Below are 22,954 nucleotides of genomic sequence, written 5' to 3'. Positions count from 1 at the left end.
GGAAGGCCGCACATAACGCCGCGCCGACTACGGCGCGGGTGAAGGTTAACTGACAGCTCAAGAACGTGTTCCTCATACGATGGTCGTGGTCGGATCGGGCGTAGATTTTTTAGAAGGCAAAGGCATCGGCGACGACGGTTTGGGTGGCAAGGGAGAGAAATATCCCACCACCAATAGCAGCACGCCAACCCCGATGAACGACACGATACGCGCCAGCCCACCGCGGTTGCTCAGTTCGACGAAAAACAGCTTGGCGACCACCACACCGATCAGTGCGGCGCCAACGATCCAGATTTCACGCCGGCCCCGCAGGTGCCCGCCAACCATCAGTGCCAGGGCCATCAAGGTCCAGACAATCGACAGACCGGCTTGCACCCTCATCGAGTCCAGCAATTCATCCAACTGATAGGGCACGCCACTCCAATGATGGGCCGTGCGCATGACCATCGCAGTGAACAGGGCGAATAAGCCAGCCCCAGCCACCACCTGTGCCATCTGCTGCGCGCGATCATGGGCGATACCGAGCTGGGGCAATCGGCTGCGTGCCCAGACGAACACCCCGGCCAATGCGAGCAACAGGCCCAACTCCAGCGGATTAAGCAGTGGCAGGTAGGCCAGCGGTGCGGCGGCACCGTCGCTGACGATGTTCGCCAGCCAGAACCAGGTCAACATCAGCAGCGCCAACGGGGCAGCGGCCCAGACCCGGTATTCCCGGGGATAGGCCTCGATTGGCCACGGCAGTGCACGGGGCGCTGCCATCAACAGCAAATAGGCGCTCGGCAGCAATGCCCAGCCCAGCCAGCGCCACGCGTTGTAGTGTTCGGACAATGCCATCAAGCCGAAGCGCAACTCCAGCGCCAACACGCCAATGATCAGCCAGCAACCCAGGACATGCGCCGCGCTGAGCGCCCAACCTGGCAGCGTACCCGCCAGGTGCCGCAGCGACAGCAGATGCACGACGAACACGGCGCCCCACGCCAGCCAACCCCAGTGAGCCGCCGGGTGATAGCTGGCGTTCAGCGCGAGCAGCAATAGCAGGGTGCAGGCCGGAGTCAGTAGGGTGCAAAGCACTGCCAGTCCCGACCAGCGCAGTCGCAGGGCCAGGACTGTCCACAGCGCGACGCTGACAGCGGCGAGGCAGAGCAACATAGGTATTTGCAATTCGACCGGGGCGAATCGCTGCGCGCCGTTGACCAGTGCCACGGCCCACCAGCCCACTCCCCACGCCAGCAGCAATGCGCCGAGGCGTTGGAGGTTCACGGTTTTCATGGGGCTTGCATTGACTGGGCTCAGGCGTTGCAGGAGCCACGCGCTGAGCATCGCGGCCAGCGCGACGACCATCGGCGTCCAGACATCGCGATGGGCCAGTAAGGTGGTGTCGGTTCGATACAGGTCGTCCTGCAGGTCGCCGAACAGCGCGAGGCCTGCTCCCGCCTGCAGCAGCAGCCCGAAAGCGCGTGCCAGTAATCGTTGCTGGCGCAAGCCCAACCAGAACACGGCCGCGCCTTCCAGCGCCCACGCGGCCGAGGTCCAGCGTGCATCCAGCCCGAGGGGGATCGCCAGTGACGCGAATACCACGCCCAGCGCCAGGCAGGTCTCCACCAGGAGTAAGGCGCGTCCCGGTGCCCGGCCGGACAGCAGGCGCGCCAGGCCTATATAGAGCATTCCCATTACCAGCGCGCTGTAGGCGGGAGCGAACTCCATGTGTTGGACCAGCGCGAACTGCAGGCCGAAACCGACAATCGGTGGACCGAACAGGATGCTGCCATCGACGTAGTCACCCTGGCGAGCCGACCAGCGCAACATTGCTTCGCGGCTATCGTCTTCGGGCGCGGTGCCCGGTTCTTGCAGTTTGCGTCGAGCGAACAGCAAACCAATCGCCAGATACATCAGGAAAAACAGGATCAGAAACGGCTCGGTGCTCCAGAACAATGCGGGCGTGTATGCCTGTAGGCCCCAGACGAAACCGATGCCGAAGGTGCCGACAAAACCGATCAGGTTCAGCAGGCGCCAGGCCTTGAACCAGGCGATGGTAAAAATCCCGGCATTCAGCAGTGCGAAGTAACTGAACAAGGCCACATGGCTGCCAGCGCCGGTAGACGTCAGTAGCGGTGCGGCGAATCCGCCGAGTGCCGCCGCCGCAGCCAGACCCAAGGCGTCCTGTTTTACCGCGAGGATCGCCGAGAACACCGTCACCACCACCAGCAGGCCGAACGCCATATTCGGGTCGAGCAGCGCATTCAAACGCATGGCGGCAAATACCGTCAGGTACAACACACCGATCCCTGCGCCCTGCAGGATCAATGCGTAATTGCGGTTGCGCTGTCGCAGCCACCAACCCAGCGCCAGCAATGCCAAGGCGCAGGCGGCAACGGCGGCGTAGCGGGCTTCCAGTGGAATGACCACGCCTTCAGTGGCGTAGCGCAGCAAAAAGGCCAGCCCGAGGAACAGCAGCACCACCCCGACCCGCAGCACGGTATTGCCGCCCAGCAGCCAGTTGCGTGCGCCAGCCAATGCGCGTTCGATAATGGTTGGGGTTGCGGGCGTGGAAACCGGGTTCGGCGTTGCTGCCGGCGGGGTCCATTCGTCGTCGACGGGGAGATCCCACGTCAATTCGACGGTTGCTTCAAGAGCGGGGGACGCACTGACAAGGGGTTGAGCCGCAGGCGTTGGGGCTAGAGCGTTGACAGGAGCGGATTCGAGGAGGGTAAGGCGTTGCTGAACAGCCTCGAGCTGACGGCCGAGCAGGGTCATGCGAATGGCCTGTCCAAGGCCAAGCCCGGCGAGTGCGCCGATTGCAGCGCCCACCAAAGACTCGTCCAGGTAACCACCCAGCACGAGCCCGACCAGCAGGAGAATCCATTGCACGCGTCGACATCCCTTTATACGGCTTGCCTGGAGTATATCGGTCCAGGCCGTCGGGGACATAATTTGTAACGGAGGTCTGCGATGAATTCACTCGCGAAGGCGGCGCGACAGGTAAGCCGTGTCAGGCCATTCGCGAGTGAGTCCACCTCACAGATTTATTCCTCCAGCGCTTTCCAGATGTCGTTCGAATATTCGCGAATGGTTCGGTCCGAGGAGAACCAGCCCATCCGTGACGTATTGAGCACCGCCGAGCGCCACCACTGTCTAGGGTCGTGCCACAGTGCCTCGACCTTGCCTTGAGCCTCCCAATAGGATTCGAAGTCGGCGCACACCAAAAAGCGGTCGTAAGCGATCAATTGATCGATCAGGCCGGCATAGCGGTTTGGATCATCCGGTGAGAACACGCCGCCCCGGATCGCTTCCAGCACATCATTGAGCCGCGGTGAACTGCCGATATCTCCAGTGGCGCTGTAATCGCCGGCGCGTTTGCGTGCTTCGACCTGCTGCGACGTCAGGCCGAAGATGAACATGTGCTCAAGTCCGATTCGCTCGCTCATTTCCACGTTGGCACCATCAAGGGTGCCGATGGTCAGTGCGCCGTTGAGGCCGAATTTCATGTTGCTGGTGCCCGAGGCCTCCAGGCCTGCGGTGGAGATCTGCTCCGAGAGGTCGGCGGCCGGGATAATGCTTTCTGCCAGGCTGACGTTGTAGTTGGGTATGAACACCACTTTGAGCAAGCCGCGCACGGTCGGGTCGTTGTTTACGGTGCGTGCGATGTCGTTGGTCAGTTTGATGATCAACTTGGCCGTGTGATAGCTGGCGGCCGCCTTGCCGGCGAAAATCTTCACCCGCGGCACCCAGTTAGTCTCCGGTTCGGCCCGCATCGCCTGATACAGCGCGATGGTGTGGAACAGGTTCAACAGTTGGCGTTTGTATTCATGGATGCGCTTGACCTGAACGTCGAACATCGCCGTCGGGTCGACCATGATTCCCAGCCGCTCATGAATGAGGGTCGCCAAGGCTTGCTTGCTCTTCAGGCGCTGCTCGGCAAATTGTTGGCGGAACGCTTCCTTCTCGGCGAATGGCTCTAACTCGATCAGGCGTGATTCAGCATTATCCAGAACGTCTGCGCCCAAGGCTTTGACCAGCATGCGGGTCAGTGGCGGGTTGGCCTGATGCAGCCAGCGCCTGAAGGTGATGCCGTTGGTTTTGTTGTTGATCCGCTCGGGATATAGCTTGTGCAACTCGGCGAACACGGTCTTGCGCATCAATTGGGTGTGCAGCGCCGACACGCCATTCACACTGTGCGAACCCAGAAACGCCAGGTTGCCCATCCGCACGCGGCGGCCGTTGTCCTCTTCGATCAGCGAGACGGCGCGCAGCACGTCAAAGTCGTGAATGCCTTTGGCTCGCAATTCGTCGATGTGCAGGGCGTTGATCAGGTAAATGATCTGCATGTGCCGCGGCAGCATCCGCTCCATCAGGCCAACCGACCAGGTCTCCAACGCCTCGGGAAGCAAGGTGTGGTTGGTGTAGGCCAGGGTGTCGACGGTGATCTTCCAGGCCGCATCCCATGGGATGCCGTGGGTATCGATCAACACACGCATCAACTCGGCAACGGCGATCGAGGGGTGCGTGTCGTTCATCTGGATCGCGGCGTGATCGGCCAGCGAATACAGGGATTCATGCATGTTCAGATGACGTCGCAGCAAGTCCTGCAGCGACGCGGAGACGAAGAAGTATTCTTGGCGCAGACGCAGTTCCTGACCGGCTTCGGTGCTGTCGTTGGGGTACAGCACGCGGGAAATACTTTCTGCGCGAACGACTTCGGCCACCGCACCAAAGTGATCGCCGGCATTGAAGCGTTCAAGGTGCAGGTCCTCGACCGCCCGTGCCCGCCACAAGCGCAGGGTGTTGACGCTCGATCCGCGCCAGCCGACCACCGGGGTGTCGTAAGCAACGGCTCGCACAACTTCCGCCGGGCGCCAGACCTGGCGTTGCTCGCCCGCTTCATTGACCAGGGTCTCGACGCTGCCGCCGAAGCCGATCGGGTAAATCACCTCGGCACGTTCGAACTCCCAAGGGTTACCGAAGTCCAGCCAGTTCTCGGTTTGCTCTTGTTGCCAGCCATCGACCACGGCTTGACGGAACAAGCCATGCTCGTAACGAATACCGTAACCATGGGACGCGACACCGAGGGTCGACATGCTCTCCATGAAGCAGGCGGCCAGACGACCGAGGCCACCATTGCCCAGTGCAGCATCCGGTTCGAGCAAACGAATGCGCTCCAGGTCCACACCCAACTCAGTCAGTGCTTCACGAGCGATGTCCAGCAGGCCAAGGTTGCTCAGGCTGTCATACAGCAGTCGACCGATCAGGAACTCGAGTGACAGGTAGTAAACCCGTTTCTGGCCTTTGCGGTAAATCTGTCGAGTGTGGTCCATCCAATGCTCGACCATATGGTCGCGAGCGGCCAGGGCGATGGCTTCGAACCAATCATGGTCAAACGCGTGATCTGGATCTTTACCCACCGCATAAGTGAGTTTTTCGAGTACAGCGGCACGGAAAGCGGCCACCTCGGCGTCACGAACAAGCGGTTCCTCTGACATCAATACGACCTCTAACGAGCAGACGAATAGGAAGCTGGATGATTAACTCTAGATGGTTCGACACGGGTCCGTCTTTCTGGTTCGCGGGTAATTGCAATTGATAAAAACCCTGCATTGATCGTTCCATGCCGAACACCCCTTCTCTCTCTGGGGGCATGATCATTCTTCGATTCGGGTTTATGATGCTCCACGGCAAAATAAATAGAAGCCCCTGACCGCCCCTTTGGAGCACCTATGCAGACTTTGTACCCGCAGATCAAACCATACGCCCGGCACGATCTGGCCGTGGAAAAGCCTCATGTGCTGTACGTCGATGAAAGCGGTTCGCCCGAAGGTTTGCCAGTGGTTTTCATCCACGGCGGGCCAGGCGCGGGTTGCGATGCCCAGAGCCGTCGGTTTTTTGACCCGAATATGTACCGCATCATTACCTTCGATCAACGCGGTTGCGGGCGCTCCACCCCCCACGCCAGCCTGGAAAACAATACCACCTGGCATTTGGTCGAAGACCTGGAACGGATTCGTCTGCACCTGGGCATCGAAAAATGGGTCCTGTTCGGCGGCTCCTGGGGTTCGACCCTGGCGTTGGCTTACGCTCAGACCCATCCGGAACGCGTCCATGCCTTGATCCTGCGGGGCATCTTTTTGTGCCGGCCACAGGAAATCAACTGGTTTTACCAGGCAGGTGCCAGCCGCCTGTTTCCCGATTATTGGCAAGACTACCTGGCGCCGATTCCGCAGGATGAGCGCCACGACTTGCTGGGCGCCTTCCACAAACGCCTGACGGGCAGTGATCAGATCGCCCAGATGCACGCCGCCAAAGCGTGGTCCACCTGGGAAGGGCGCACGGCGACGCTGCGGCCGAATCCGATGGTGGTGGATCGCTTCTCGGAACCGCAGCGCGCGCTGTCTATCGCCCGCATCGAATGCCATTACTTCACCAACAACGCGTTCCTCGAAGAGAATCAGTTGATTCGCGATATGCCCAAGATCGCTCATTTGCCGGGCATCATCGTGCACGGCCGCTACGACGTGATCTGCCCGCTGGACAATGCGTGGGAGCTGCATCAAGCCTGGCCCAACAGTGAACTGCAGGTGATCCGCGATGCAGGTCATGCGGCATCCGAGCCGGGCATCACCGATGCCTTGGTGCGTGCTGCGAGCCAGATTGCCCGTCGGTTGCTCGATCTGCCGCCCGAAGAAGCGTGAAAGGCCCGGTATGAAGGGGCTGCTTCAGCGCGTGAGTGGCGCGCATGTCGACGTGGCGGGTGAGATCGTAGGTGCCATTGATCAGGGCTTGTTGGTATTGATCGGCGTCGAGCCGCAAGATACGCGCGCCAGCGCCGATAAGTTGCTGAGCAAACTGCTGAACTATCGGGTGTTCAGCGACGCCGAAGGCAAAATGAACCTGTCACTCAGGGATGTCGGCGGTGGTTTGCTGCTAGTGTCGCAGTTCACCTTGGCCGCTGACACCAAGAGCGGCTTGCGCCCGAGCTTTTCCAAAGCCGCACCGCCCGCGCTGGGCGCCGAGTTATTCAGCTATCTATTAGAGCAGGCGAGAAGCGTGCACGATAATGTGGCGGCGGGCCAATTTGGTGCGGACATGCAGGTTCATCTGGTCAATGATGGCCCTGTGACATTTTTACTTGAGAGCTAAACAGGCGATTACCCTGGGCCGCCCGGATTTATCAGGTGAAAAAGCAATAAATACTTCATCGGACCTGATGCGTTGTAACGCGGGCTACTAGATAATCGCGCGCTACGGGGATCAGCGTTCGTTGACCCGATTGATATAGCCAGAGGCTGGTCCGTCGCCGTTTAGGGAATCATTAGGCCCTTTCGGAGTCGGAACAATGCTCGCCAACCCGGCACTTGATAGCTGGCCGTTGGTTTTATGATCTGTTTTTCGGCGAGGGTTGCTCGTGATTGTTAGTCCCTGTATTGCTCCAATGACACCCGGTAAACGGTTACGTAGTGCCCTGTTGGCAGGCTCTGCACTGATCTGTCTGTTCAGCGCAGGCCAGCTTTGGGCGTTCAGCCTGGACGATGTTGCGGCCAAGGCCAAAGACATGGCCGGGCAGAAGTACGAAGCTCCGAAGAGCAATCTGCCGAACGAATTTCGCGACATGAAGTTCGCGGATTATCAAAAAATCCGCTTTCTTCAAGAAAAGGGCGTGTGGGTTGGGGATAAGACACCCTTCAAGCTGTCCTTCTATCACCAGGGCATGCACTTCGACACGCCGGTAAAAATCAATGAAGTCACGGCGACTGACGTACAGGAATTCAAGTACGACCCTAGCCGGTTCGACTTTGGCGACGTGAAGTTCGACCCGAAAGCCACCGAAAAACTCGGTTACGCAGGCTTTCGTGTGCTTTACCCAATCAACAAAGATGACAAGAACGACGAGATCATGACGATGCTGGGCGCGAGTTACTTCCGCGTCGTTGGCAAAGGTCAGGTCTACGGCTTGTCTGCGCGCGGCATGGCGATTGACACTGCAATGCCATCGGGTGAAGAGTTCCCGCGTTTCACCGAGTTCTGGATCGAGCGTCCACAACCGGATGACAACCATCTGGTGATCTTTGCACTGCTGGACTCTCCACGTGCGACAGGCGCCTATCAACTGACCGTGCGTCCGGGCACCAACACCCTCGTCGACGTCAAGTCGCGTATGTACCTGCGCGATAAGGTCGGCAAGCTGGGCGTTGCACCACTGACCAGCATGTACCTGTTCGGCGCCAATCAGCCGTCCAAAGTGCTGAACTATCGCCGCGAACTGCATGACTCCAGCGGTCTGTCGATTCAAGCCGCCAATGGTGAGTGGATCTGGCGTCCGTTGAACAACCCGAAACACCTCGCGGTCAGCAGCTTCTCGGTGGAAAACCCGCGTGGCTTCGGTCTGCTTCAGCGTGGCCGTAACTTCAGCCACTACGAAGACCTGGATGATCGCTACGACAAACGCCCAAGTGCCTGGATCGAACCGAAAGGCGACTGGGGCAAAGGCACCGTTGATCTGGTAGAAATCCCGACTGCCGACGAAACCAACGACAACATCGTTGCGTTCTGGAAGCCGGAAGTCATTCCTGAGCCAGGCCAGCCGATGGAGTTCAACTATCGCCTGCACTGGACCATGGACGAAAGCTCCATCCATTCGCCTGATCTGGGCTGGGTCAAACAGACCCTGCGTTCCACGGGTGACGTCAAACAGTCCAATCTGATCCGTCAGCCTGACGGCAGCGTGGCTTTCCTGGTTGATTTTGAGGGCCCGGTGCTCGCAAAACTGGGTGAAGACCCGGCGATCCGTAGCCAAGTGACCACTGACGACAACACCGAGTTGGTCGAAAACAATCTGCGCTACAACCCGGTGACCAAAGGCTGGCGTCTGACGTTGCGCCTGAAAGCCAAAGATTCGGGCAAGTCGATCGACATGCGCGCTTATCTGCTTCGTGAAGTCCCTGCCGAGCCTGGTAAGGAACCTGCGGCAATTGTTGCTGACAAAGCAGATAAGAAAGTAGAGAAAAAGGTCGAGAGCAAAGTGGCTCCGAAAGAAGAGAAAACCGTCATAGTCAAGGCTGATACGGCCAAGCCAGCTGACGCGGCCAAACCCGCTGAGGCGAAAGGCGAATCGACAAAAGCAGACGCTGCAAAGGCAGACGTAGCGAAGGCCGACATCGCGAAAGACAAAGATGGCAAACAGACCCCGCAGCCTGAAGCCGAGACTGCACCCACTAATCCGGAACCGGCCAAGAATGTACAAGTCTTGACCGAGACCTGGAGCTATCAGTTGCCTGCCGATGAGTAATGTCCAGTCTGTGCCAGAGTCTCTGACCGAGTACTTGGCACATTTGCCGATGAGCGATGAGCAGCGGGCGGAACTCGCCAGCTGCACCTCGTTCACCGAGCTGCACCAGCGTCTTTCTACGCAGCCGTTCACCGACAGCGCCGAGGCCGCTCAGGCTTCGGTTGGCCGTCGTTTGACATTGACCACCGCTGACGAACTGGAAGAAGCTGAAATGCTCGTCCTCGACGCCAGTGGTCGGGTCTGCCTGAAAGCCACGCCGCCGATTCGTCGTACCAAAGTCATCCCTGAACCATGGCGCACCAATATCCTGGTGCGTGGCTGGCGCCGTCTGATGGGTCGCAAGAACCTTCCCACGCCGCCCCAACGCGAGCTGCCTTCGGCACGCTGGCGTTTTGTCGGCTCACTGCGCCGTTACATCTTGCTGGTGCTGATGCTGGGTCAAACTGTCGTGGCGACTTGGTACATGAAAGGGATCATGCCTTATCAAGGCTGGTCCTTCGTTTCACTGGATGAAATCACTCACCAGACATTGTTCCAGACTGCGGTGCAAGTGCTGCCCTATGCCTTGCAGACCAGCATTCTGCTGTTGTTCGGTATTCTGTTTTGCTGGGTATCGGCCGGTTTCTGGACTGCGTTGATGGGCTTTCTCGAATTGCTCACCGGGCATGACAAATACCGCATTTCCGGGGCCAGCGCGGGCAACGAACCCATCGAAGCCGGTGCTCGCACCGCCATCGTGATGCCGATCTGCAACGAAGACGTTCCTCGTGTGTTCGCCGGTCTGCGCGCTACTTTTGAATCGGTAGCCGCCACGGGTGACCTGGATCGCTTTGACTTTTTCGTCCTCAGTGATACCAACGACTCCGATATCGCCGTCGCCGAACAGCAGGCCTGGCTTGAGGTCTGCCGCGAAAGCGAAGGCTTCGGCAAGATCTTCTATCGTCGCCGTCGTCGTCGCGTAAAACGCAAAAGCGGCAACCTCGATGACTTCTGCCGTCGCTGGGGCGGTGAATACCGCTACATGGTCGTGCTCGATGCCGACAGCGTCATGAGCGGTGAGTGCCTGACCAGTCTGGTGCGCTTGATGGAAGCCACCCCGGACGCCGGCATTATCCAGACCGCGCCACGCGCATCGGGCATGGACACGCTGTATGCACGCATGCAGCAGTTCGCTACCCGCGTGTACGGGCCGCTGTTTACCGCCGGTCTGCACTTCTGGCAGTTGGGCGAATCCCACTATTGGGGGCACAACGCGATCATCCGCATGAAGCCGTTCATCGAGCACTGCGCCTTGGCGCCGTTGCCCGGTAAAGGTGCCTTCGCCGGTGCGATCCTGTCTCACGACTTCGTTGAAGCCGCGCTGATGCGCCGTGCCGGTTGGGGCGTGTGGATTGCCTATGATCTGCCGGGCAGCTACGAAGAGTTGCCGCCTAACCTGCTGGATGAGCTCAAGCGTGACCGCCGCTGGTGTCACGGTAACTTGATGAACTTCCGGCTGTTCCTGGTCAAGGGTATGCACCCGGTACACCGTGCTGTGTTCCTGACCGGGGTGATGTCGTACCTGTCGGCCCCGCTATGGTTCTTCTTCCTTGTGCTGTCGACTGCCTTGCTGGCGGTTAACACGCTCATGGAGCCGCAGTACTTCATGGAGCCACGCCAGCTGTACCCGTTGTGGCCACAATGGCACCCGGACAAGGCTGTCGCGCTGTTCTCGACCACCATCGTGTTGCTGTTCCTGCCCAAACTGCTCAGCATCATTCTGATCTGGGCCAAGGGTTCGGTCGGTTTTGGCGGTCGCATCAAAGTGACCCTGTCGATGCTGATGGAAATGCTGTTCTCGGTGCTGTTGGCGCCGGTCCGCATGCTGTTCCACACGCGCTTCGTACTGGCCGCGTTCCTCGGCTGGGCCGCGACCTGGAACTCGCCGCAGCGTGACGATGACTCCACTCCGTGGAGCGAAGCGGTCAAGCGCCATGGTCCGCAAACGCTTCTGGGTTTGTGCTGGGGCCTGCTGGTCGCCTCGCTGAACCCAAGCTTCCTTTGGTGGCTGGCGCCGATTGTCGGCTCGTTGATGCTGTCGATTCCGGTCTCGGTGATTTCCAGCCGGGTCGGTTTGGGCCTCAAGGCGCGGGACGAGAAACTCTTCCTGATCCCTGAAGAGTACTCGCCGCCGAAAGAACTGGTCGCGACCGATCATTACACCCATGAAAACCGTTGGCATGCATTGAAACAGGGCTTCATCCGGGCGGTGGTCGATCCGCAGCAGAACGCCTTGGCATGCGCCTTGGCGACGTCGCGGCACACCCAGTCCGAGCCGATTGAATGGACGCGCATCGAGCGGGTTCGTCAGGCGATGAAAGTCGGGCCGGACAAACTCAGTAACCAGGAACGCCTGATGCTGCTGAGTGACCCGGTAGCCTTGGCGCGACTGCATGAGCAGGTCTGGAGCGAAGGCCATCCTGAGTGGCTCGCCGCTTGGCGCCAGTCGATCGAAGCCGATCCGCATGCGCCTCTGCTGCCGTTGCAACCTGTCACCCACGTTGCCCCGCACCAACTGGCTAACGCCTGATAGTGTGATAAAAAAGCGCCCTTGAGGTCACTCCTCAAGGGCGTTTTTTTGGAATGGAATAAATAATCTGTAGGCGCTGGCTTGCCTGCGATCGGCCACGAAGTGGTCGCAAGTCGATATTCCCAAACGCTTCAGCAAAACCGTGTACAGGCATTCTACGACCGCTCCGTAGCCGATCGCTGGCAAGCCAGCTCCTTACACCCGAAACCGCCCCACCAGCCCCTGCAGATGACTTCCCAGTCGCGCCAGTTCGACACTCGAGGCTGCCGTTTCCTCGCTGGCCGCTGCCGTCTGTTCGGCGATATCACGTACGTTCAGTACGCTGCGGGTAATTTCCTCGGCGACGGCGCTTTGTTCCTCTCCTGCGGTCGCGATCTGCTGGTTCATGCTCTGGATGGTCGAGACGGTGAGCGTGATGTGTTCCAGGGCACCGCCGGCCCGACGGCTCAATTCGACACTGCTGTCCGACAGGGCGCGGCTATTGTCGAGGGTGGTCACCACCTGCTGGGTCCCGTTCTGCAAGGCGGCGATCAGCTCTTCGATCTCTTCGGTGGATTGCTGGGTGCGTTGCGCCAGGCTGCGCACCTCGTCCGCGACCACTGCGAAACCACGGCCCGCTTCCCCGGCGCGTGCGGCTTCGATGGCAGCGTTCAGGGCCAGCAGATTGGTTTGCTGCGACACTGATTTGATCACGTCGAGCACGCTGCCAATTTTATCGCTTTCCAGTTTGAGTTGGTTCATCGCCAAGGTTGAGTTGCCGACCTCAACGGCCAGACGCTCAATCTGGGTGATGGCTTCAGCCACCACTTTGTCGCCCTCACGGGCTTGCTGATCGGCCTGGACTGCGGCGTTCGACGCTGCCTCGGCGTTACGGGCGACCTCCCTTACGGTTGCTGTCATCTGATTCATGGCGGTAGCGACCTGATCGGTTTCGTCCTTTTGACCATTCACGCCGACACTGGTCTGCGCCGTCACTGCAGACAACTGTTCTGCCGCGCTGGCGATCTGCGAAACACCGTCGCCAATCCCGCCGATCAGTTCGCGCAGGCTCAGGGTCATTTGCTGCATGCTGACTTGCAGTTGGCCCATTTCATCGCGGCGCTCGATAACCAGGTCTTTGCTCAAGTCGCCTTGAGCGATGCGCCCGGCCGCTATCAGTGTTTGCTGTAGGGGCGCGATGATCTGCCGAGTGATCACCCAGGCGGCCGACAGCCCGAGAAGCAGCGCCAGAGCGGCAACGCTGATCAAGGTGGTACGTGCCCGCGTCGCCTCGGTATCGCGCTTGACGGTCTGGCGGCTACTCAACTCAGCGCTGGAGGCGAGCAACGTGTTGCCCAGCGCTTCCATGGTCTCTTGCGCAGCTTCGGCCTTGATCTGAATGTCTTTGAACTGACCTAGTTTCTCGCGATAGTTTTGTAAGGTCTGATTGGCCTGTTGCAGCCCGGAGACATTAGCGTCAGCCTGATCCTGAGCTATCTGGCTGACCTCTTTGAGTGCCTCATCGATGGCTGCAATCGCCGCCAGTTCGTACTGTTCCAGACCGCTGAATGAGTAGGCCTGCACGTGATAGCGGGCAGTCTCGATCTGTTGACGCAGTTGCGCGATGTTGGTGAACTCGCCGAGCCGTTCGCTGCCGTCCTGCTCCTGACTGACCGCCTTCAGCACTTCGGTTTCCACCTGTGCCACCGTTTTCATCGCCAGCTCGGATTGCTGATCAAGCTGTTCACGGGTTTTATCGCGTGCCTCCAATGTCTGCCCAAGTTCGGTGAAGGTCTTTTCAAACGTGCGCACGGTCTCACTCTGGTCCGACAGCAGCGCGACGTTGGCCGGGTCGTCCATGGTGCTGCGTAACGCATTGAGCTGTGCTTCCAGTTCGTTAAGGCGTTTGAGCACTGCAGCTGCGCTTTCCGGCGTGTTTTCCACGCGAAACGTAATCCGCTCAACCCGCAGGTCCTTGCTCGCGTTGCTCAACTGGCCGATGGCCGTCAGCTTTTCGGAGCGGTCGATCATGGTGTCGAGTGCATGCCAGCCCGTCAGGGTAATCGCCAGGGTCAGCATTAAGACCAAGCCGAAGCCCAGTGCGAGTTTAAGCTTGACGCTTGTATTGCCCAGAGCTTGGGTCAGGGGTCGGAACATGGGAGTTCTCCTGCAAAGGATGCGAAAAGAAGGCAAAACATCGTTGTGCCTGGTTAACGCATCGGCAGGGGAAGGGGTCGCTGGACCTGAACAGGTCGTAGGAAAAGTCTGAAAATCGAGGGGGAGGGTCTGTTACAAAATCTGTAGGCGCTGTCGCAGCCTGCGGCAGCGCCTACAGATCTGTGCTGTGTTACACCCTGAACTTACCCACCAGCATTTGTAGATGGTTGCCCAGTCGGGCCAGTTCGACACTGGACGCTGCGGTTTCTTCGCTGGCGGCGGAGGTTTGCTCGGAGACGTCGCGTACGTTCAGTATGCTGCGGTTGATCTCTTCGGCGGTGGCGCTTTGTTGCTCGGCGGCGGCGGCGATCTGCTGGTTCATGCCCTGGATCGCCGACGCGGTGCGAGCAATATTCTCCAGCGAGCTGCCAGCGCGGCGCGTCAGTTCGACACTGCTGACGGTCAGGCTGCGGCTGTTGTCCATGATCGTCGCCACTTGCTGGGTACCTTTTTGCAGGCCAGCGATCAGCTCCTCGATCTCTTCGGTGGATTTTTGCGTGCGCTGGGCCAGGCTGCGCACTTCATCGGCTACCACGGCGAAACCACGACCGGCTTCCCCGGCACGTGCGGCTTCAATGGCGGCGTTGAGCGCCAGGAGGTTGGTCTGTTGGGCGACAGATTTGATCACGTCGAGCACGCTGCCAATCTTGTCGCTTTCTCGCTGGAGTTCAGTCATCGCGTCGGTGGAATTGCTCACTTCACTGGCCAGACGTTCGATCTGGGTGATGGCTTCCTTGACCACGCGGTCGCCTTCACGCGCCTGTTGATCGGCGGCAACGGCGGCTTCAGACGCTTCTTCGGCATTGCGCGCGACTTCCTGAACGGTCGCCGTCATTTCGTGCATGGCGGTGGCCACCTGATCGGTTTCGACCTTCTGGCTGTTAACCCCGGCACTGGTTTGTTCGGTCACGGCGGACAACTCTTCAGCGGCGCTGGCGATTTGCGTCACGCTGTCGCTGATGCCTCCAATCAATGCGCGCAGGCTGATGGTCATGCGCTGAATACTGTTCTGCAACTGGCCTATCTCGTCCTTGCGCTCGACGTGTAAATCCTGGCTCAAATCACCTGAAGCGACGCGCTCCACGACGTGGAGCGTGTGCAGCAGCGGGGTGACGATCTGGCGGGTGATAGCCCAGGCCGCAATGACACCGAACAGCAGTGCCAGTGCCGTTGCGATGCCGAGCATGGAGCGGGCTTTAGCGCTGTCAGCATCGCTCTTGAGGTTTTGTGAAGCAGACAGTTGGGCGCTGAGTGTCAGCAGGCGGTCTCCCAGCCCCGACATTTTCGTCAGCGCTTGCTGGTTCAGCAGTTGGGCATCACGGTATTGGCCCACTGCACTGCGATAGGCCTTGAGGGCATCGCTGGCGTCTTTGAGCTTGCCCAGATACTCGGACGGTATCGAGCCGGGCAGGGTGTTAAGCCCGGTCAGCGCTGCGTCGATAGCGGCGTTGGCGTTTTTCTCGAATTCTGGCTTGCCACTGTAGGTGTAGCTGCGCACCTGAAGGTGCGCCTGCTGGATCAGCTTGCTCAGCTCCACAACACTGTTGAACGCCAGAATGCTATCGCCCTTGAGCAACGATTCCTCGATGCCAGAGACGTGCTCCGCGGCACGGTCGGCGGTAGCGTCCAGATTCACTCGGCTCGCTTCGCGGGTTTGAACGGCTTGGGTCATGTCGGCGAAAGCGCGACGGTAACTTGCGGTGGCCTGGGTCTGCTCATCGAGCATGTCCAGGTCAGCCTTGTTCTGAATTGTGGCTTTTGCAGTGCGCAGATTTTGCTCAATCTTATCGAGAACGCCAGTTACTGCAGCTGCAGATTCAGCGTTAAGTTGCACTTCGTAATGTTGTCGGGTGACACGCAGGTCCCTGCTCAAGTCATTGAGTTGGGTGATGGACGCCAGCTTGTCACTTCGCTCAATCAGGGACGTCATGCCCTGCCAGCCCGTAAGGGTGATAACGATTGTGAGCAACAGCACCAGACCGAAGCCGATACCCAGTTTCAGGCTGACACTTATATTTCCGAGGCTTCGGACTAACCAGCTGTACATGACGGCTCCTTGGGGTGAACGTGTTGTAGCGTCCTCCTGCATCGGCCGCCGGGATCGGAACTGAAGCGCGTTGGTCGATAAAGTCGGACTAATTACGTAGGAGATTTCGACCATTGCTCCATGCTGCGTCGTAATCGAGTCTTGCGGACGGGTGCGGGAATCTTTTTAGAACAGGCGAGCGAGCAGGGCCGTGACAGCCGTTTCGACTCGCAGGATACGTTCGCCGAGCTGGACCGGCTGGAGGCCAGCCTTGCTCAGCAAGTCGATTTCGTAGGGGATCCAGCCGCCTTCCGGGCCAATGGCCAGCGTGACGGACTGATCAGTGCCACGCGGGCAGGCAGGGTAGTCACCCGGATGACCGACAAGGCCGAGGCTGCCTTCAACCAGTTGAGGCAGACGGTCTTCGACGAACGGTTTGAAGCGTTTTTCGATCAGAATCTCTGGCAGGACGCAGTCGCGTGCCTGTTCCAGACCCAATACAAGCTGTTCACGGATGGCTTCGGGCTCCAGAAACGGTGTTTGCCAGAAGCTTTTTTCCACCCGATAGCTGTTGAGCAGAATCACCCTGGGCACGCCCATGGTTGCGACTGTCTGGAACACCCGGCGCAGCATCTTCGGCCTGGGCAAGGCCAGCAGCAGGGTCAGGGGCAGTTTGGCCGGTGGCGCGCGGTCAAGGCTGATCTGCAATTCGGCTTCATGGCTTTCCAGGCGCAGCAGTTCGCCAGTGCCGAGCAAGCCACCGATGCGGCCTACGCGCAGGCTGTCGCCAACCACTGCGCGATGCACCTCTTGCATGTGCTTGAGGCGGCGGTCGCGCAGGATGACTCTGTCAGCTGCGATAAAGTCAGCTTCTTCGAGCAGCAGCAGATTCACGGCTGGGTCGCAGGCGGCTGGTCTTGTTTGTCAGAGTCCTCATCCGGCTGGTCATCCGGGTGATCGCCACGCTTGACGATCAAGCCGCTGCACAGCACGCCGATCTCGAACAGCAGCCACATGGGCACCGCGAGCAATGTCTGCGAAAAGATGTCCGGCGGCGTCAGGATCATGCCGACCACGAAGCAGCCAATGACCACGTACGGGCGCATTTTTTTCAGGTAGGCGACGTCGACGATGCCGATCCACACCAACAGCACCACGGCTACCGGGATCTCGAAAGCGACACCGAAGGCGAAGAACAAGGTCATGACAAAGTCCAGGTAACTGGCGATGTCAGTCATCATCGAAACGCCTTCCGGGGTCACGCTGGCGAAGAAGTGGAAAATCAGCGGGAACACCAAAAAGTACGCGAAGGCCATGCCTGAATAGAACAGGATAATGCTCGAAACCAGCAATGGTACGGCGACACGTTTTTCATGCTTGTACAGGCCGGGTGCAATAAAGCCCCATATCTGATGCAGGATCACCGGCATCGCCAGAAACAGCGAGCACATCATGGTGAGCTTGAACGGTGTCAGGAACGGCGAGGCCACGTCGGTGGCGATCATCGTCGCGCCTTCGGGCAAATACACCCGCAGAGGTGCGGAGACCAGGGTGTAGATCTTCTGGGTGAAGTAAAACAACCCGGCAAAGATCAGGAAAATTGCCACAACGCAACGCAACAGGCGTGTGCGCAGCTCGGTGAGGTGCGAGATCAGCGGCATTTGCTGATCGTTTTCCGGGATATCAGCGCTCATGGGGCTCGCGGTGGCAAAGATGAATCGTTGACGGGCGGTGCGCTTGGCACCGGGCTGACGTGTGCGACCGGGGCAGCCTCGGCTGGAGCTGCTGGAGCAATAGCGGCCGGGACAACGGCAACGGGTTCAGCCGCGACGACGGGCGTTTCGGGCAGCGATGCCGGTGTCGGCGGCGCGATGGTCTGGGCCTCGACTGGCGGGCTGACCGTAGCGACGGGCTCGACCGGTGTCTGTTGCGGCGCGAAAATCTTTTTGGCTTCCTGCTCTAACGACAGGATGTGCTCGTTGTGCAGCTGTCGGCGGATTTCATCGGCACCGATTTCGCGCTCAACTTCCTGTTTGATCGCATTGAAGCTGCGTTTCAGCCGCCCGACCCAAAGGCCAGCGGTACGCGCCGCACCCGGCAGGCGCTCGGGACCAAGCACCAGCAGGGCGACGAGACCAACGAGCAGCAGTTCAGAGAAGCTGATACCAAACATTCAACACGACCTAGTCTTTGCGGATTGGCTCTTCGACTTTATGTGCTTGCGCGTCGATGGTCTGTGGCTCATGCAGGGTCGAACCCTGAGGCGCCTGCTGCGGTTGCATCGGCGGCTGCTGTTCAGCAGGTTTTTCTTCATCGTTCATGGCTTTGCGAAAGCCCTTGATCGACTCGCCAACATCTGTACCCAGACCTTTGAGTTTCTTGGTGCCGAACACCAATACGACGACAACCAAAATGATGAGCCAGTGTTTCCAGTCAAAAATACCCATGAAACTTTCCTCCTCGAGGTGCGTGTTTAGTCGGCAGAGCGTGCGGCTTTTTCAGCGTGCCCGGACAGCCCGAAGCGCCGATCCAGTTCATCGAGTACAGCTTGCGGATGCTGACCCAAAGCTGCAAGCATCACCATGCTGTGAAACCACAGGTCCGCCGTCTCATAGATGACATCACTGCAATCACCGCTGATGGCGGCATCCTTGGCAGCGATGATGGTTTCGACCGATTCTTCACCGACCTTTTCCAGAATCTTGTTCAAACCCTTGTGGTACAGGCTGGCGACATAAGAACTGTCGGCAGCGGCGCCCTTGCGTGCTTCAAGCACTTCGGCCAGACGGGCCAGGGTGTCAGTCATGTGTGTGTCCTGCCTGATAGATAGCGTGCGGGTCTTTGAGCACCGGGTCGACGACCTTCCAGCCGGCATCGTCGTACACCCGGTAGAAGCAGCTTTCACGACCCGTGTGGCAGGCAATCCCGCCGATCTGTTCGACCTTCAGGATAATCACGTCGGCATCGCAGTCCAGGCGCAATTCGTGGAGCTTCTGCACATGCCCGGATTCTTCACCTTTGCGCCAGAGTTTGCCACGGGAACGCGACCAATAAATGGCCCGGTTCTCGGTCGCGGTCAAGCTCAGCGCTTCGCGATTCATCCAGGCCATCATCAGCACACGTCCGGTTTCATGGTCCTGGGCAATCGCAGGCACCAAACCATCGCTGTTCCAGTGAATCTCGTCCAGCCAGTCTTTCATCGTCGACTCCGCAAGCCGGGCCTTGAGGCCTCGGCGATTGAATAGTGTGCCAGCGACCTGCGCTGCTGGCTATCGGCGCACGACCAGATACAGACCTGCCACCAACATGATCCAGGCTGGCCACGCTCCCAGCGAGACCAGGGCCGTGCCGCTGGCGGCCAGGGTCGAGCCCAGTACCGCGCCGCCTGCCAGTAAACCCGCGCCAGTCAGACGCAACGCCCAGCCGTCGCCACGCTCACGCCACGCGGGCTGCGGGGCGGAGGCGTGGGGCTGGGACATGCGCTCCAGCAGGTCGCGGGTCATGTTGGCCAAGTGGGGTATCTGTTCGACCTGCGAGTGCAGGTTGTTCAGCAGGGTTTTCGGGCTGACGCGCTCGCGCATCCAGCGCTCCAGAAACGGTTGAGCGGTGCTCCACAGGTCAAGTTCCGGGTACAGCTGGCGCCCCAGACCCTCGATGTTGAGCAGGGTTTTTTGTAACAGCACCAGTTGTGGCTGAACTTCCATGTTGAAGCGTCGTGCGGTCTGGAACAGGCGCATCAGCACCTGACCGAACGAAATGTCTTTAAGCGGCTTCTCGAAAATCGGTTCGCAAACGGTACGAATCGCGGCTTCGAATTCGTTGAGTTTGGTATGCGCTGGCACCCAGCCCGAATCGATGTGCAACTGGGCCACGCGGCGATAGTCACGCTTGAAGAACGCAAACAGGTTGCGCGCCAGATAGTCTTGATCTTCAGGCGTCAGGCTGCCGACGATGCCGCAGTCGATGGCAATGTACTGCGGGCTCCAGGGCTGCACGGTGCTGACGAAGATGTTGCCGGGATGCATGTCGGCATGAAAGAAGCTGTCGCGAAACACTTGGGTGAAGAAAATCTCCACGCCGCGTTCGGCGAGCATTTTCATGTCGGTGCGCTGATCGGCCAGGGTCGCGAGGTCGGTGACCTGAATGCCGTAGATGCGCTCCATCACCAGTACTTTGGGGCGGCACCAGTCCCAATAGACTTGAGGCACGTAGAGCAGCGGCGAGCCTTCGAAGTTGCGTCGCAGCTGGCTGGAGTTGGCGGCCTCGCGCAACAAGTCGAGTTCGTCGTAGATGGTCTTTTCGTAATCGCTGACCACCTCTACCGGATGCAGCAGACGTGCATCGGCCGAGAGCCGTTCGGCCACGCGGGCCAGTATAAACAACCATGCCAGATCCTGGCTGATGATCGGTTTGAGGCCAGGGCGCACGACCTTGACCACCACTTCTTCGCCGGTTTTCAGCTGCGCGGCATGCACCTGCGCGACTGAGGCAGAGGCCAGCGGTGCGACATCGAAGCGGCTGAACACGGCACTGATTTTTGCGCCGAGCTGTTCTTCGATCAGGTCGATGGCCTGCTGCGAATCGAACGGTGGCACGCGGTCTTGCAAGTGCATCAACTCGTCGGCGATGTCCTCGGGGAGCAGATCGCGGCGGGTGGAAAGCAGTTGCCCGAATTTGATGAAAATCGGCCCGAGGTCCTGCAGTGCCATGCGCAAGCGTGCGCCACGGCTCAGCTCCAGGGGTTTACGCGGGAACCAGCGCCACGGCATGGCGTAACGCAGGGCGAGCATCCACCAGGGTAACGGCAGGGCAAACAACAAGTCATCGAGACGGTAGCGGATCACGACGCGTTGGATGCGAAACAGACGGCGGACGGCAAGCAGCTTCATGCGTTATCGCTGGATTTGAGGGAGAGGGCAAGGCGCTCGAAGCGCGCCTCGAGACGTTCAAGGTCGAGCTTGGTCTGGTCCAGCTCAGCGAAGCGGGCTTCGGCTTCACGTTGACCCACCAGGGTTCGCGACTCCTCACTGAGGTAGTCGGCGAGGTTGTGCGTGAGGTTGGCCAGGCTGTCGTGGGTCCAGCGGGCGCTGCTGCGCAATTGGCCCCCGAGCAACGAACTGGCGACCGGACCGAGCCAGCGCGAGAGTTCGTACTCCCAGTCCAGCTCAAGGTCTTGCAGTACGCCGACCAGTTCCAGCAGCACGGCGCTGTCGCCTTCAAGCTCGACTTCAGGGCCATGCAGCACGGCGGTTTTGTCCTGGCTCAGGGCCAGGCGCAGCAAACTCGAGGCTGGCGCACGCAGGGTACAGTCGGCCTCGGCGGCCCAGTGAGCCGCCAACAGCAAGCCTTCATCGCTGGGCAAAATGAACAGCTGAAAGGCCGGGTTACGGCAATCGACTGCAATCATCTTGCCTGCCAGGCGTTCGAGGCGTGGCAGGGCAGTGCTGTCCATGCGCAGCACACGGTTGATGCCGAGCTCGACGCTGGCGAGCAAGCCGCTGAGTAACATCAGGGCTTGATGCCGCGATGCAGGGCAACGATGCCGGCGGTCATGTTGTGATAGGTCACACGGTCGAAACCGGCTTCTACCATCATCGACTTGAGGGTTTCCTGATTCGGGTGCATGCGGATCGACTCCGCCAGATAGCGGTAGCTTTCCGAGTCATTGGTAATCAGTTTGCCCATCAACGGCATGAACGCGAACGAGTAAGCGTCGTAGGCCTTGGACATCAGCGCGTTGGTCGGTTTGGAAAACTCCAGGACCAACAGGCGACCGCCGGGCTTGAGGACTCGCAGCATCGAGCGCAGGGCGTCTTCTTTATGCGTCACGTTGCGCAGACCGAAGGCGATGGTCACGCAGTCGAAATGGTTGTCCGGGAACGGTAGCTTTTCCGCGTCGGCCTGGACGAACTTGACGTTGCCCGCCACACCCAGATCCAGCAGACGGTCGCGACCGACCTTCAACATCGAGGCGTTGATGTCCGCCAGTACGACTTCGCCGGTCGGGCCGACCAGATGCGAAAACTTTCTTGCCAGGTCGCCAGTACCGCCAGCGATGTCCAGCACGCGGTTGCCCGTGCGGACGCCAGACAACTCGATAGCAAAGCGCTTCCACAGCCGGTGCATGCCACCGGACAGCAGGTCGTTCATCAAGTCGTACTTGGCCGCAACGGAGTGGAAAACCTCAGCGACTTTCTCGGCTTTCTGGCTTTCCGGTACGTTTTTGTAGCCGAAGTGAGTGGTGGGTTCGGCATCGCTGCCTTTGCGCGGATCGTTCATATCGCTGTCACCGGAATAAAGTGCGGCCATTCTAATCGTCGGGGCAGCCTTTGTCTTGACAAGGCTCATGGTTGACGTTTCCTCTTGGTCTCGCTGCTCATGGTGGCGCGATATAGAATGTGGCTCGAAACCGACCAAGGAGTCCTTGCATGGCCCAAATAACTGTTGAACGTGAACACGCCCTTGGCCGCGAAGCCGCGCGGGAAAAGGCCGAGCACCTGGTGCTCAAGCTTGCGGATAAATATGCGCTGAAACCGACATGGTCAGGCGATGTGGTGGAACTCGAGGGTAAGGGCGCCAAGGGGAAAATCGAGGTCCAAGACACATTGATCAGGGTCAGCATCGAGCTGAACTTCTTCCTGTCGGCAATGAGCGGCGCGATCAAATCCGAGGTCGAGAGGGTCCTGGACAAAGAACTGCAGGCTTGAATCCCTGAATCCCCTCGCGGCTGTGTGATGTTTATCGATTAAACGCGTTCCCCCTCCACAGCCCGTCGCCCCGCAAAATAGCCACCAACCTAGGGTGAGCATTCTAATTTTTCTGATTACTTTGTGCTCATGCCCATCAACCCCGTGGGCAGTTCCTCCAACCTTTTTGAGCGTGAGGT

18 protein-coding genes and 2 pseudogenes are annotated in these 22,954 nt (G+C 59.4%); 5 read left to right on the top strand and 15 right to left on the bottom strand.

The features are described 5' to 3' along the window. Positions 1–72 precede the first annotated feature (72 nt). Together AC1MEA_RS05755 and AC1MEA_RS05750 are read right to left on the bottom strand one after the other, a co-directional pair. Positions 73–2,868 (bottom strand): DUF2339 domain-containing protein, encoded by a 2,796-nt coding sequence (locus tag AC1MEA_RS05755; protein WP_480917083.1) that lies wholly within the window; start codon positions 2,866–2,868, stop codon positions 73–75. Between the two features lie 155 nt (positions 2,869–3,023). After that, complete coding sequence (locus tag AC1MEA_RS05750; RefSeq protein WP_480917082.1) at positions 3,024–5,477, bottom strand: glycogen/starch/alpha-glucan phosphorylase; 2,454 nt, start codon at positions 5,475–5,477, stop codon at positions 3,024–3,026. A 234-nt stretch (positions 5,478–5,711) separates the two neighbouring features. On the opposite strand from AC1MEA_RS05750, the gene pip reads away from it, so the two are divergent. From pip to mdoH, 4 genes are all read left to right on the top strand, one after another. Beyond that, a complete protein-coding gene (gene pip / locus AC1MEA_RS05745) occupies positions 5,712–6,683 on the top strand; it encodes a prolyl aminopeptidase (protein ID WP_219063599.1) in 972 nt (323 codons plus the stop codon). Between the two features lie 10 nt (positions 6,684–6,693). Further along, positions 6,694–7,131, top strand: coding sequence for a D-aminoacyl-tRNA deacylase (gene dtd, locus AC1MEA_RS05740; RefSeq protein ID WP_219063598.1), 438 nt, complete (start codon positions 6,694–6,696; stop codon positions 7,129–7,131). Between the two features lie 259 nt (positions 7,132–7,390). After that, on the top strand, positions 7,391–9,277 hold the full coding sequence (locus AC1MEA_RS05735; RefSeq protein ID WP_374028976.1) for a glucan biosynthesis protein G: 1,887 nt from the start codon (positions 7,391–7,393) through the stop codon (positions 9,275–9,277). Continuing rightward, complete coding sequence (gene mdoH / locus AC1MEA_RS05730) at positions 9,270–11,846, top strand: glucans biosynthesis glucosyltransferase MdoH (RefSeq protein ID WP_449634384.1); 2,577 nt, start codon at positions 9,270–9,272, stop codon at positions 11,844–11,846. Before AC1MEA_RS05735 ends, mdoH begins: the two co-directional genes overlap by 8 nt. A 195-nt stretch (positions 11,847–12,041) precedes the next feature. Here the strand turns inward: mdoH and AC1MEA_RS05725 are convergent, their stop codons facing one another. From AC1MEA_RS05725 to ubiE, 13 genes and pseudogenes are all read right to left on the bottom strand, one after another. Beyond that, complete coding sequence (locus AC1MEA_RS05725) at positions 12,042–12,746, bottom strand: methyl-accepting chemotaxis protein (protein ID WP_480918102.1); 705 nt, start codon at positions 12,744–12,746, stop codon at positions 12,042–12,044. 198 nt (positions 12,747–12,944) lie between these two features. After that, positions 12,945–13,856: pseudogene (locus AC1MEA_RS05720) on the bottom strand (methyl-accepting chemotaxis protein); the annotation flags it as partial. A 316-nt stretch (positions 13,857–14,172) separates the two neighbouring features. Further along, a complete protein-coding gene (locus AC1MEA_RS05715; protein ID WP_374029014.1) occupies positions 14,173–14,886 on the bottom strand; it encodes a methyl-accepting chemotaxis protein in 714 nt (237 codons plus the stop codon). A gap of 144 nt (positions 14,887–15,030) precedes the next feature. After that, a pseudogene (locus AC1MEA_RS05710) lies at positions 15,031–15,972 on the bottom strand (methyl-accepting chemotaxis protein); the annotation flags it as partial. A gap of 282 nt (positions 15,973–16,254) precedes the next feature. Beyond that, a complete protein-coding gene (locus AC1MEA_RS05705; protein WP_219063593.1) occupies positions 16,255–16,962 on the bottom strand; it encodes a 16S rRNA (uracil(1498)-N(3))-methyltransferase in 708 nt (235 codons plus the stop codon). Next, positions 16,959–17,762, bottom strand: a complete 804-nt coding sequence (gene tatC, locus AC1MEA_RS05700; RefSeq protein ID WP_219063592.1) for a twin-arginine translocase subunit TatC — start codon at positions 17,760–17,762, stop codon at positions 16,959–16,961. Before tatC ends, AC1MEA_RS05705 begins: the two co-directional genes overlap by 4 nt. Further along, positions 17,759–18,241, bottom strand: a complete 483-nt coding sequence (gene tatB, locus AC1MEA_RS05695; RefSeq protein WP_219063591.1) for a Sec-independent protein translocase protein TatB — start codon at positions 18,239–18,241, stop codon at positions 17,759–17,761. Before tatB ends, tatC begins: the two co-directional genes overlap by 4 nt. Positions 18,242–18,251: 10 nt before the next feature. Beyond that, positions 18,252–18,515, bottom strand: coding sequence for a twin-arginine translocase TatA/TatE family subunit (locus AC1MEA_RS05690; RefSeq protein ID WP_219063590.1), 264 nt, complete (start codon positions 18,513–18,515; stop codon positions 18,252–18,254). A gap of 26 nt (positions 18,516–18,541) precedes the next feature. Next, positions 18,542–18,874 carry a phosphoribosyl-ATP diphosphatase gene (locus AC1MEA_RS05685; RefSeq protein WP_219063589.1) on the bottom strand — a complete coding sequence of 111 codons (333 nt, stop codon included), beginning with the start codon at positions 18,872–18,874 and terminating at the stop codon, positions 18,542–18,544. Then, positions 18,867–19,268, bottom strand: coding sequence for a phosphoribosyl-AMP cyclohydrolase (gene hisI, locus AC1MEA_RS05680; protein ID WP_322177435.1), 402 nt, complete (start codon positions 19,266–19,268; stop codon positions 18,867–18,869). The genes AC1MEA_RS05685 and hisI overlap by 8 nt, the downstream gene beginning before the upstream one ends. A gap of 69 nt (positions 19,269–19,337) precedes the next feature. Then, positions 19,338–20,957: a ubiquinone biosynthesis regulatory protein kinase UbiB gene (gene ubiB, locus AC1MEA_RS05675; protein ID WP_480917081.1), complete on the bottom strand. Its 1,620-nt coding sequence runs from the start codon at positions 20,955–20,957 to the stop codon at positions 19,338–19,340. Then, on the bottom strand, positions 20,954–21,577 hold the full coding sequence (locus AC1MEA_RS05670; RefSeq protein ID WP_219063586.1) for a ubiquinone biosynthesis accessory factor UbiJ: 624 nt from the start codon (positions 21,575–21,577) through the stop codon (positions 20,954–20,956). Before AC1MEA_RS05670 ends, ubiB begins: the two co-directional genes overlap by 4 nt. Further along, positions 21,577–22,347: a bifunctional demethylmenaquinone methyltransferase/2-methoxy-6-polyprenyl-1,4-benzoquinol methylase UbiE gene (gene ubiE / locus AC1MEA_RS05665; protein ID WP_219063685.1), complete on the bottom strand. Its 771-nt coding sequence runs from the start codon at positions 22,345–22,347 to the stop codon at positions 21,577–21,579. The genes AC1MEA_RS05670 and ubiE overlap by 1 nt, the downstream gene beginning before the upstream one ends. 149 nt (positions 22,348–22,496) lie before the next feature. On the opposite strand from ubiE, the gene AC1MEA_RS05660 reads away from it, so the two are divergent. After that, the gene (locus tag AC1MEA_RS05660; protein ID WP_480917080.1) at positions 22,497–22,775 is read left to right on the top strand and encodes a polyhydroxyalkanoic acid system family protein; all 279 of its coding nucleotides are present in this window, start codon (positions 22,497–22,499) and stop codon (positions 22,773–22,775) included. The last annotated feature ends 179 nt before the right edge of the window (positions 22,776–22,954 follow it).

The sequence above is a fragment of the Pseudomonas sp. ASL8 genome, from assembly GCF_056680355.1.
This window is presented reverse-complemented; position numbering and strand designations above follow the sequence as displayed.

Coding starts and splice junctions, on each gene's coding strand:
- pip (WP_219063599.1), top strand. CDS start 5,712: ATGCAGACTTTGTACCCGCAGATCAAACCATACGCCCGGCACGATCTG.
- AC1MEA_RS05690 (WP_219063590.1), bottom strand. CDS start 18,515: ATGGGTATTTTTGACTGGAAACACTGGCTCATCATTTTGGTTGTCGTC.
- hisI (WP_322177435.1), bottom strand. CDS start 19,268: ATGAAAGACTGGCTGGACGAGATTCACTGGAACAGCGATGGTTTGGTG.
- mdoH (WP_449634384.1), top strand. CDS start 9,270: ATGAGTAATGTCCAGTCTGTGCCAGAGTCTCTGACCGAGTACTTGGCA.
- AC1MEA_RS05660 (WP_480917080.1), top strand. CDS start 22,497: ATGGCCCAAATAACTGTTGAACGTGAACACGCCCTTGGCCGCGAAGCC.
- AC1MEA_RS05715 (WP_374029014.1), bottom strand. CDS start 14,886: ATGCACGAAATGACGGCGACCGTTCAGGAAGTCGCGCGCAATGCCGAA.
- dtd (WP_219063598.1), top strand. CDS start 6,694: ATGAAGGGGCTGCTTCAGCGCGTGAGTGGCGCGCATGTCGACGTGGCG.
- tatC (WP_219063592.1), bottom strand. CDS start 17,762: ATGAGCGCTGATATCCCGGAAAACGATCAGCAAATGCCGCTGATCTCG.
- tatB (WP_219063591.1), bottom strand. CDS start 18,241: ATGTTTGGTATCAGCTTCTCTGAACTGCTGCTCGTTGGTCTCGTCGCC.
- AC1MEA_RS05685 (WP_219063589.1), bottom strand. CDS start 18,874: ATGACTGACACCCTGGCCCGTCTGGCCGAAGTGCTTGAAGCACGCAAG.
- AC1MEA_RS05725 (WP_480918102.1), bottom strand. CDS start 12,746: ATGACAGCAACCGTAAGGGAGGTCGCCCGTAACGCCGAGGCAGCGTCG.
- ubiE (WP_219063685.1), bottom strand. CDS start 22,347: ATGAACGATCCGCGCAAAGGCAGCGATGCCGAACCCACCACTCACTTC.
- AC1MEA_RS05670 (WP_219063586.1), bottom strand. CDS start 21,577: ATGTTACTCAGCGGCTTGCTCGCCAGCGTCGAGCTCGGCATCAACCGT.
- AC1MEA_RS05750 (WP_480917082.1), bottom strand. CDS start 5,477: ATGTCAGAGGAACCGCTTGTTCGTGACGCCGAGGTGGCCGCTTTCCGT.
- ubiB (WP_480917081.1), bottom strand. CDS start 20,957: ATGAAGCTGCTTGCCGTCCGCCGTCTGTTTCGCATCCAACGCGTCGTG.